The 10,463-nt window shown below is 50.2% G+C and carries 7 protein-coding genes and 1 pseudogene; 7 read left to right on the top strand and 1 reads right to left on the bottom strand.

Features of this window, described 5'->3' with window-relative positions; translation table 11 throughout:
- Nucleotides 1-372: 372 nt before the first annotated feature.
- The 3 genes and pseudogenes from Q0413_RS00295 (at nucleotide 373) to Q0413_RS00285 (ending at nucleotide 5,825) form a co-directional block, all read left to right on the top strand.
- The gene (locus Q0413_RS00295; protein ID WP_298986111.1) at nucleotides 373-1,632 is read left to right on the top strand and encodes a pitrilysin family protein; all 1,260 of its coding nucleotides are present in this window, start codon (nucleotides 373-375) and stop codon (nucleotides 1,630-1,632) included.
- A gap of 2,245 nt (nucleotides 1,633-3,877) precedes the next feature.
- Nucleotides 3,878-5,129 (top strand): annotated as a pseudogene (gene recG, locus Q0413_RS00290) (ATP-dependent DNA helicase RecG); the annotation flags it as partial.
- A 213-nt stretch (nucleotides 5,130-5,342) separates the two neighbouring features.
- Nucleotides 5,343-5,825 carry a hypothetical protein gene (locus Q0413_RS00285; protein WP_298986109.1) on the top strand — a complete coding sequence of 161 codons (483 nt, stop codon included), beginning with the start codon at nucleotides 5,343-5,345 and terminating at the stop codon, nucleotides 5,823-5,825.
- On the opposite strand, the gene Q0413_RS00280 is transcribed toward Q0413_RS00285, so the two are convergent.
- Nucleotides 5,809-6,072 carry a hypothetical protein gene (locus Q0413_RS00280; RefSeq protein ID WP_298986107.1) on the bottom strand — a complete coding sequence of 88 codons (264 nt, stop codon included), beginning with the start codon at nucleotides 6,070-6,072 and terminating at the stop codon, nucleotides 5,809-5,811. The genes Q0413_RS00285 and Q0413_RS00280 overlap by 17 nt on opposite strands.
- A 248-nt stretch (nucleotides 6,073-6,320) precedes the next feature.
- Here Q0413_RS00280 and hisS point away from each other — a divergent pair, with 248 nt between their 5' ends.
- The 4 genes from hisS to Q0413_RS00260 form a co-directional block, all read left to right on the top strand.
- Nucleotides 6,321-7,562: a histidine--tRNA ligase gene (gene hisS / locus Q0413_RS00275; protein ID WP_298986106.1), complete on the top strand. Its 1,242-nt coding sequence runs from the start codon at nucleotides 6,321-6,323 to the stop codon at nucleotides 7,560-7,562.
- A complete protein-coding gene (gene speA / locus Q0413_RS00270; RefSeq protein WP_298986105.1) occupies nucleotides 7,559-9,397 on the top strand; it encodes a biosynthetic arginine decarboxylase in 1,839 nt (612 codons plus the stop codon). Before hisS ends, speA begins: the two co-directional genes overlap by 4 nt.
- Nucleotides 9,394-10,089, top strand: a complete 696-nt coding sequence (gene cysE, locus Q0413_RS00265; RefSeq protein ID WP_298986103.1) for a serine O-acetyltransferase — start codon at nucleotides 9,394-9,396, stop codon at nucleotides 10,087-10,089. The genes speA and cysE overlap by 4 nt, the downstream gene beginning before the upstream one ends.
- Before the next feature lie 10 nt (nucleotides 10,090-10,099).
- Nucleotides 10,100-10,463: hypothetical protein (locus Q0413_RS00260; RefSeq protein WP_298986101.1), on the top strand; the 364-nt coding region annotated here is incomplete at its 3' end.

The raw sequence follows: 10,463 nt of genomic DNA, 5'->3' as shown, positions 1-10,463 counted from the left end.
ATACCGCAGAACTGCGTATTTGGTAGCAGCAGCATGCGCCCCCGTTTAGGCGCGGATATTTCGTTTTGTGCCGCAAATGCGCTGTGACAATTTCGCCTCGTAGCTAGAATGCGTTGCGGCGGCGCGCTGTTTCGGGCGCTGGAATTTTACAAAACGTGCGGTGCGATTAAATTTTAAAATTTTAAGCAGAACGGGCAAAACTGCCCTAGCGTGAAATTTTAGAAGCGAGTTTGAACAAAATTTTGAAAACTCGTTTAGCGAAATTTTAAAAACTAGCCCCGGTGCAAATTTTAAAGGCGGCGCGGTTGCGTCAAAATTTTAAAACCGCGCCTGTAAAAGCGATGAAATTTAAAAATTTTATAAAGGAAAACGATGGAAAAAAAAGAGATTTCACTTAAAGCTAAAGGCGGTAAGAGCGCTAAAATCGACTTTTTGTATCAGTTCGACGATTCGCTGCCGGTGGCGAGCTTCAAGTTAATTTTTAAAGCAAGCGGCGCGGTGAGCGAGAAGACCCTGGGCCTTGCGCGCATCTGCGCGGGCATTTTGGGCGAGGGCTCAAAGACGCTGGGAGTGAGCGAATTTCACCGCAAGCTCGATATCCGCGCGGTCGAGATCAGCGCCGCGAGCAATTTTGAGACCTTCGGCGTCCAACTAAACTGCCTAAAAGAGCACTTCGATTTCGGCCTAGACATGCTGCGAGAGCTGCTTAAAGAGCCCAATTTAACGCCCTCGGTGCTTCAAAAGCTAAAAATGCAAACCATAGGCGAGATCGCCGTGCTAAAAAGCGAGTTTGATTACATCGCGACATGCAACCTAAAAGCGCTTCTGTATCCGCGCACGAGGCTCGAGCGGCCACTCATAGGCGACGAGGCGAGCATAGAGCGGATCACGATGAAGGACGTGCGGGAGTTTTTCGCCTCGCTGAGTTTAGAGAATTTATACGTCGTTTTATGCGGCGACGTGAGCGATAAAAACCCGAAAATCGCGGAAATTTTGAGCCTTTTTGCAAGCGGAGAAAAGCGCGAGCTGCCGTTTTTTACGCCGAGCGATGCAAAAAAAATAAAGATCCAAAAGGAGCAGACGCAGCAAGCCTACATCTACTTCGGCGCGCCCTTTGCGTTGCCAAAGGAGCAGGAGTTCATCGCAAACACCGCGCTTTTCGTGCTTGGAAGCAGCGGTTTCGGCAGCAGACTGATGGAGCGCATCCGCGTTAAACACGGGCTTGCGTACTCGGTCTATGCGCGCGGCGATTTTGAGCTTAGCCGCCGCGAGTTTTGGGGCTATCTGCAGACCAAAAACGAAAATTTACAAAACGCCGCCGCGCTCGTAAAAGAGGAGATCGCGAAATTTATCGCCTCTGGCGTGAGCGAAGCGGAGCTAAAAAGCGCCAAAAAATTCCTGATCGGAAGCGCCGTGCTACAAAAAGAGACGATGTTTAAGCGCGCGGCGATCGCGCAGAGCGAGTATTACAAGGGCTACGCATTCGGCGAGTTCGAGCGAAATTTAAAGCGTATCGAGACGCTAAAACTCGGGGCGCTCAACGATTTCATTAGATCGCACGATGAGATCATAAACCTAAGTTTTTCCGTCATTTGCGACGAGGCAGCCGCGAAAAAGGGGCTTAAAATTTAGCCAATCGCGGCGCGTATCTGCGGTCAGCCTAAAATTTGGATAAATTTTAAATTTATAAAGCGGTGCGGGCGGCGCTAAATTTTACTTTTGCGCTGCGTTTACGGACAGCTTGTGCGTTTAAATTTAAAGCCGCGCCTGCGTCGCGCTAAAATTTGCGGGGCTTTGCGGAAGCGATTAAATTTGCGAGCCTTATAGGGGCGGTTAAATTTAAAGGCGCCGTGTACGGCTCGGTAAAATTTCAGCACGCAAAATTAAAGTCCGATTTTGCCTGCCGTTTGCAAATCGCGCCGTGAAATTTCAAAAGCGATCGCACTCTGTTTTAAAACCCGGTGCACGCCGCAAAAACACGGCTGCCAAACAAAATGCGCGCAAACGAGTAAAATTTTACAGGCGCAGCCGGCAAGCAAATTTGCCGCAATGGGTGAAATTCCGAGCAAATTTAAGCAAGCGTTCGATGCGGCGCATAAAATTTCGTAGCGCGAGGGCTTAAGCGCCTATCAAATTTAAAGGATGAAAATTGATTTTTGAAGCAAAAGACGCGGCGACGCTGCAAAAGGCGGGCATTACGACGCTTTTGGATCTGGCGCTGCTTCTGCCCAAAAGCTTCGACGATCTAAGCGTGGGGGATGCGCCCTGCGCGGGCGAGAGCACGGCGGAGGTCGAGTGCCTCTTCCAGCACAGGCGCGGCTCGATGCTCATCGTCACGGCGCACTGCCTCAGCTGGGAGCGCGAGATCAAAATCGTCATCTTCAACGCCAAAAGCTGGCACTTCGGCGCCTTTAAGCGCGGCAAAAAATTTTTCATCCACGGCAAATGCGACGAAAGCTTCGGCTCGTGGCAGTTCGTAAACCCAAAAATCGTAAGCGAGCCGGGCAGGATCGCGCCCAAATACAAAGCCGCGCTGAGCGACGCTGCGGCGCAAAAGCTGATCAAAAAATATCTAAGCGCGTCCGCGCTTTTAGGCTGTGGGCTGCGCGCGGACGAGGCGGCGGTACTGCTCGCGCTACATGAAAGCTCGCCACGCAGCGTGCGAATGCTAGCCGCGCTAAATAGACAGCTCAAGGAGGGCGGCGCAGAAAATTTCGGCGAGCGCGACGACGTTTCAAACAGCGGCAGAATTCCGGGCGGCAATGAAATTTTAAATGGCGGAATTTCAAGCAACGACAAAATTTTAAATGACGACGAAATTTCAGATAACGGCGAAATTCCAAACTCGCAAAGCCCCGCCGCCGCTGAAATTTTAAAGGACGGATCGCAAAATGATGAAATTTTTAGGGGTAAAATTTCAAACTATCCTCAAAACGACAGAGCTCTTGCCTGCGAAGCAAAGCGCGACGCGGCGAATGAAATTTTAAGCGACGAAATTCTAAAGGACGCGGAGACTTCACTTCTCCCGAGCCTCCGCGACGGCGAGATTGCGAGCGATGAAATTTTAGACGGCAAAGAGCGTCAAGCGCACGATGCAGAGATTTATAACGACGAAAATTTTGACGTCCAAAGCGGCACTGATTTTCTTGCCGCATACGGCGCAAAGGCGCGCGGAGATGAAATTTCAAACAACCTCAAAGCCAATAATGATGCAGCTGTAAGCGGCGATAAAATTTCAAACGACCTAGTATCCATCGCCCAAACAGCAGCACGGCCAGCAGACGCTCAAGCTTCAACCGCGCAACCCATGCTAGAGCATGCCGTAATCGCGCAGTATATAGCTGAGCAGGCCGCACAACAAAATTTAAGCGCCCAAGGCGTAGATACGCAACTCGCAGCGGTTCAAACTTCAGACGTTCGAATCGCAGATTTGCAACCCGTAACCCCCCAAACTCAAGAAGCAGGTATGCAACCCGCATCAATCCAAACTTCAAGCCAAGTAGCGAGCGCGCAAGCCGCGACCATCCAAACTTTGAGCGCACAAGCTACGGGCGCGCAGCCTGCCTGCGATCAAATCAAAAATCTTCAGACGGTAATAGCCGCGCAGACCGCAACCGCAGAGCCTACGATCACTCGGGCCGCAAGCGCTGCCGAGGCTGTTCAGGACGCGCTCGCCGCACCGATGAGCGCTTCGCGCGATTGTGCCGTGCAACCTACGCATTATCAAACTGAAACTGTCCAGACCGCAGCCGCCCAAGCTACGACCGCCATACATACAATCGCTCAAATTGCAAGCTATACTGGAACTGTCCATGCCGCCGAGGCCGTCCGGGCCGTAGCCGCCGCACCGATGAGCGGTGCTGCGATTTTACGCACGCTGAAATTTGTAGAAATTCTAAACTATCTGCAAAAGCTAAGCGCGAAAAAAACGAGCTTCCCTGCGCAAATTTACCTGCTGCACGACATTTCGGATTGGCTTGCCTCGCTTCCTTTTGAGCCTACGCGCGATCAGCTGAGAGCGATAAAAGACATTGCTAGCGATCTGCAAAGCCCTCTGGCGCGCCGCCGCGTCGTAATGGGCGACGTAGGCAGCGGCAAGACGCTCGTGATCCTCGCGAGCGCGGCGATGAATTACCCGCGCATCAGCTATCTGATGGCGCCTACGAGCATCTTGGCCGAGCAGATTTACGCCGAGGCGCGCCGTCTGCTGCCGCCGCAGATCAAAGTCCTACTCGTAAAAAGCGGCGATCGCGAGCCGAATTTTGCAGACGCGCACCTTATCATCGGCACTCACGCCCTGCTCTACCACGAGCTCGCGCCGTCAAATCTCATAATGGTCGATGAGCAGCACCGCTTCGGCTCCAACCAGCGCGAAAAGATCGCGCGCCTCACGGGGAGCGGCGAGTTTCGCGCGCATTTCATTCAGTTTAGCGCCACGCCGATACCGCGCACGCTAAGCATGATCCAGTCCGAGCTTGTGAGCTTTAGCTTTTTAAAACAGCTACCGTTTGAAAAGCAGATCAAAACCAAAATTTTGCAAAACGACGGATTTGCGGGCTTTATGCAGGATCTGCGCCGCGAGCTCGCCGCGGGCAATCAAGCGATCATCGTCTATCCGCTCGTGCAGCAAAGCGAAAGCTCGGTCTATCAAAGCCTTGAGGAGGCGGCGCCGTTTTGGAAGGCTCAGTTTGGGGACGTGCTGATCACTCACGGCAGCGACAAGGACAAAGAGGAGATCCTGCGCCGCTTCCGCGACGAGGGGCGACTTCTGATAACCACAACGATCGTCGAAGTGGGTATCTCGCTGCCGCGGCTTAGCGTCATTTTAATCGTGGGTGCCGAGCGGATGGGGCTCGCGTCGCTTCATCAGCTGCGCGGTCGGACGCAAGGGCCAGGCGGGGCGCTGCTACCTCTACACCAAGCTCAAATCCCCGCCGCAGCGCCTGCGCGAGTTCGCAGCGACGCTGGACGGATTTGAGGTCGCAAATATCGATCTGAAAAACCGCCAAGGAGGCGATCTGCTCGGCGGCTCGGTGCAGCACGGCGCGATGTTTGCGTGGTATGATTACGAAGAGGACATAACGGCTGCGGCAAAGCAGCGACTAAAAGACATAGGACGGGGCGCGTGAAATTCTACGAGGCGCGATAGAATTTAAACGTAATTTTAGCCGCGGCAAAATTTTACGAAGCGAATGCGATTATAAGGTAATGAGCGATCTGATATAAAATTTGAAATTTCACGGCGTAGATTACAGCGGATAAAATTTAGAGCTTTACCAAGCGTCGTTTGCTTTTAATTTCTAAAATTTATGCAACTTAAAGTCCAAAAAAAGGAGAGCAAAATGGCTTACGTGACCTACGACAAGGCAAAATGGCACTGGGGTGCGAAAAACGCGCCGGAGGGTATCCCGCAGGAAAACGGCGCGACGCACATCGCGTTTTTCTTCCGCTGGTGCATGGAGCGCAAGCTCTACTCCAAGGACTTTGCGGCGGACTTTGCAGACGATATAGCGCGGATGGACGATAGCTTTGATTATCGCCGGTATTTTTTTGACGCCATGGATGGCGTGCTAAGCAGCGACGAGCTAAACACCGCGGGCAAGGCCTTTGCGAAGGCCTACTACACCACGGACCGCACGAAATTTGCCAAAACGCACGGCTGGTATTTGCAAGATTACGACGATTTCGTCGCGCGAAAATTCGGCGATAAAAACTTCGACAACGCCTATTTTTACATAGAAAACTCGCCGCAAAATTACGCCGAGATCAAAGAGATCATCGATCGCCGCTACGAGGAATTCTTGAGCTTCAAGGCGGCGAAGTAGAAATTTTACCGCCAAGCTTAGCCGGTTTAAGATAGACGCCTAAGCCGAAACGGCGCGTGATCTGCGCCGCGGTAAAATTTAAAATTTTGCGTAGCGCTTTAAATTTACGAAGCGTGCGGCAAGCTCGCATGGCGCACTTCAAATTAAATTTTAAAATCAAACCGCTTCGCAATGCGGGATACATTAAACACAGCGGCGCGCTGTTTTTATAAGCCTGGCGCTGTATTTGCAAGCTCTCAGAATGCAATATTAGCAGCCGTTACGCCGATCGTCGCGCCGTAAATTTTATAAACGCCGATCGTTTAAAATAATTCTCAAAGATCGCGCAATCCGCATTTTAAGAATAAATTTGAAATTTTAAAATCATCGCGGCGCGCGATGAAAATAAGCAGAATCGATACGAAGCGGCAACGGCAGGGCTTAAAATTTAGGAAAATTTAACTATAATCGCCGCAAAAATTTGAAAATTTTAAAATTTCACAAAGGATTTTATCGATGATCAAGGCACTTCGCGGTATGAACGATATTTTGGACGAACAGGCGCGCATCTACTCGCAAATTTTAAGCATGTGCGAGCGCGTGGCGCGCAATTACGGCTTTTGCCTCATCGAAACTCCCAAACTCGAGCAGACCGCGCTATTTCGCCGCAGCGTCGGCGAGAGCAGCGACATCGTCGGCAAGGAGATGTATGAGTTTAGCGACAAAAGCGGCGATAGCGTCTGCCTGCGCCCCGAGGGCACCGCGGGCGTCGTGCGCGCCTTTATCGAAAAAAAGCTAGACCGCAGCGGCGGCGTGCATAAATTTTATTATCAAGGCTCGATGTTTCGCTACGAGCGCCCGCAAAAGGGGCGTCTGCGCGAGTTTCATCAATTCGGCGTCGAGTGCTTCGGCGAAAGTAGCGTCTATGAGGACGCGAGCGTGATTTTGATGCTAGCTCAAATTTTATGCGAGCTAAATGTCGCCGCAACGCTTAAAATCAACTCTTTAGGCGACGAGGAATGCATGCCGGCGTATAAAACCAAGCTCGTAAATTTCTTGCAAGAACGCAAGGACAGGCTTTGCGAGGACTGCCAAAGGCGCATCGACACCAATCCGATCCGCGTGCTGGACTGCAAAAACGAGAGCTGCCAGAAAATTTTAGCCGCCGCGCCTCTTATAACGGAAAATTTAAACGACGCCTGCGCCGCGGAATTTACGCAGCTGCAAAGAATTTTAACCCAAAACGGGCAAAAATTTGAAATAGATCCGAAGCTCGTACGCGGACTTGATTACTACTGTAAAACCGCCTTTGAGTTCGTCTCAAGCGAGCTTGGCGCGCAAAGCGCCGTAGGCGGCGGCGGGCGCTACGACAGACTGGTGGAGTTTTTAGGCGGCAGAAAGACGGCGGGCGTGGGCTTTGCGATCGGCATCGAGCGAATAGCCGAAATTTTAAAAACGCGCGAAGCCCCTCAAGAGCGCGAAGGGATTTATATCGGTGCGCTGGATAAAGTGTTTGTTAGCACGGCATTTTCGTTTGCATTAAAGCTGCGAAAGTTTTGTAAAACTCAAATTTCATACGAGCCCAAGAGCCTAGCCAAGCATTTAAAAGCAGCCGACGGGGCGGAGGCTAAATTTTGCCTTTGTATCGGGCAGGACGAGTTTGATCGCGCCGAGGTGTGGTGTAAAAATTTAGAGGATCAAACCACCTTTGCGATCAAATTTAAAGAGGTCGAAGCATTTTTTAAGGATAGAGCATGAGCGATTACGGACTAAATATTTGGGGGAATTCCAACTTCACGATAGACGGCGGCAAACTATGCCTAAACTCCGATTTCAAGCAGCCTTTGGTAGATATCATAAAAGAGATCCGCGCAGACGGCGTGCGAGGCCCGATACTGCTGCGCTTCCCGCATCTCATCAAAAAGCAGATCGTCGAAATTTACTCAAATTTTAACCGCGCTATTAAGGAGTTTGATTACAAGGGAAAATTCCACGCCGTCTATCCGCTTAAAGTAAATCAATTCCCGGGCTTCGTTAGAAATTTAGTCGATATCGGCGAGCCTTACGGATACGGACTCGAGGCCGGCAGCAAGCCCGAACTGCTGCTAGCGATGGCGTATAATAACTACGGCGCGCCGATTACCGTAAACGGTTTTAAAGATAAGGAGCTTATAAATATCGGCTTCATCGCCGCAGAGATGGGGCATAACGTAACGCTTACGATCGAGGGGTTAAACGAGCTTGAAACCATCATCGAAACGGCTAAGGAGCGCTTTGCGCCAAAGCCTTTCATCGGGCTTCGCATCAGGCTGCATAACTCCGGAAGCGGTATGTGGGCGAAAAGCGGCGGGATAAATTCTAAATTCGGCCTTACCTCGACCGAGCTTATAGAGGCGATAAACTTACTCAAGAAAAACGACCTCATCGAGCAGTTTACGATGATTCATTTTCATATCGGCTCGCAGATTACAGAGATCCATCCGCTCAAAAAAGCCCTCATCGAGGCGGGCAATATCTACACCGAGCTTCGCAAAATGGGTGCGAAAAATTTAAAATCCATAAATTTAGGCGGAGGTCTTGCTATCGAATACTCCCAAGCCAAAGAAAGCTCCAGCCGCAACTATACGCTAAAAGAATACGCTAACGACGTGGTTTTTTTGCTAAAATCGATCGCAGAGGATAAAAAAGAGGCCGAGCCCGATATTTTTATCGAGAGCGGCAGATACGTAGCCGCTAGCCACGCGGTGCTCGTGGCGCCGATTTTGGAGCTTTTTACCCAAGAATACACAGAAGAAAAGCTCGCCTTAAAAAAGGATAATCCGCCGGTAGTCGCCGAGCTATACGATCTGTATAAAACTCTAAAACCCTCCAACGCGCTAGAGTATCTGCACGATGCTATGTCGCACATGGAGAGCGTGCTTACCCTTTTTGATCTGGGATATGTCGATCTGATCGACCGCTCAAACGGCGAAATTTTGGTTCATCTAATAATGCGAAAGGCGTATGGAATTTTAGGCAACAAGCAAGAATACAGCAATTTCTTAAACTCCCTAGGTAACGCTCAAGAGCGCTATTTGGTAAATTTTTCGATCTTTCAAAGCTTGCCCGATTTTTGGGGCATCAAGCAGCACTTCCCGATCATGCCGTTAGAGAGGCTGGATGAGCGCGCCACGCTATCGGCGTCGATCTGGGATATCACCTGCGATAGCGACGGCGAGATAGAATTCGACAGCCAAAAAAATCCGCTATTTTTGCACGACGTAGATCCCGAAGAGGAGGAGTACTTTTTGGGTTTTTTTCTTGTCGGAGCCTATCAGGAGGTACTTGGCATGAGCCATAACCTCTTTGCGCACCCCACCGAAGCGACCGTGATCTTGCACGATGACGGCGGCTTTGAGATCAAGGATTTTATTGAATCTCAATCGGTCATCGACATCTTGGAGGATATGGACTACGACGTAGTAGATATCCGCGAAAGCCTAAATGAGCGCGTCGAAAAATCAAATCTTATCGGAGATAAAGAGAAAAAGCATATCCTGGGCGAGCTATATCTGTTTTTAAACGACAACAGCTATTTAAAGACTATCAAATGAGTTTTTGGCAAATTTTAAAACAGGACTTCACCGAGCCGATGCGCCAGGATCCCGCATGCAATAGCGTATTTGAGATATTTTTCTGCTATCCCGGCGTCTGGGCGCTAATAAATTATCGCTTCGCGCATTTTTTCTACGAGCGAGATTTTAAGCTTGTAGCTCGCGCGATCAGCGGACTTACCCGCATAATCACCGCCGTAGATATAAACCCGGGCGCGCAGATCGGCAGAGGAGTGTTTTTTGACCACGCTACGGGGCTTGTCATCGGAGAAACGGCGATCATCGGCGATAACTGTCTGATCTATCAGGGCGTCACTCTCGGCGGCGTGAGCTTAGAGCACGGCAAGCGCCATCCGACGCTGCAAAACGGCGTCGTAGTAGGCGCAGGAGCTAAAGTGCTAGGCAACATCACCATCGGCGAAAATTCCAAAATCGGCGCAAATTCCGTCGTCGTAAAGGACGTCGCGCCAAACTGCACCGCCGTGGGAGTGCCGGCTAGAATTTTAGGAAGCTGCGAGAGCGATCCTTTGGCGCATAATAAAATTCCAGATATCAGCCAGGAGCTTATCAAATATCTCATCAAACGTATCGAAATTTTGGAAGATTGCATCTGCAACGGCAGAAAAGATATCTCCGCAATGGATGAGGATCTAAACAAATTCTACGAAGAGTATCTGAAATCATTAAAATAAGAGGGTTAAAGTGAAAAAAGCTCTATTTTTTATAATTTGTGCGATTTTATCAGCAAGCGGCAGCGATGCTAATAGCGCAAAAAATTCCGCGGACGACGCCAGAATAAGCCTAGTAAAAAGTCTATATATCAAGAATACCTATTTCGGCGATCACAAAAATGCTCTATCGGCTTCTTTCAGATCCTTGCTCATGCAGGATGAAGCATCTGCTGGCGAAGGTGAGGTAGGCTGCTTGGACTATGATCCGATAATCGGCGGTCAAGATGTCTGCGACGACGCGAAATATGATTTTGAGCTAGGGCAGCGCGATACCGTTGTAGTGACACAGACCTGCCCCTACGGCACGCAGACGATAATCTACAAACTCGTCCGTA

The organism is uncultured Campylobacter sp. (genome assembly GCF_938045465.1).
GTDB lineage: Bacteria > Campylobacterota > Campylobacteria > Campylobacterales > Campylobacteraceae > Campylobacter_B.
This window is presented reverse-complemented; position numbering and strand designations above follow the sequence as displayed.

What these genes read in the sequence shown, in the direction of transcription:
- Q0413_RS00295 (WP_298986111.1), top strand. Translation starts at nt 373, where the DNA reads ATGGAAAAAAAAGAGATTTCACTTAAAGCTAAAGGCGGTAAGAGCGCT.
- Q0413_RS00285 (WP_298986109.1), top strand. Translation starts at nt 5,343, where the DNA reads ATGGCTTACGTGACCTACGACAAGGCAAAATGGCACTGGGGTGCGAAA.
- hisS (WP_298986106.1), top strand. Translation starts at nt 6,321, where the DNA reads ATGATCAAGGCACTTCGCGGTATGAACGATATTTTGGACGAACAGGCG.
- speA (WP_298986105.1), top strand. Translation starts at nt 7,559, where the DNA reads ATGAGCGATTACGGACTAAATATTTGGGGGAATTCCAACTTCACGATA.
- cysE (WP_298986103.1), top strand. Translation starts at nt 9,394, where the DNA reads ATGAGTTTTTGGCAAATTTTAAAACAGGACTTCACCGAGCCGATGCGC.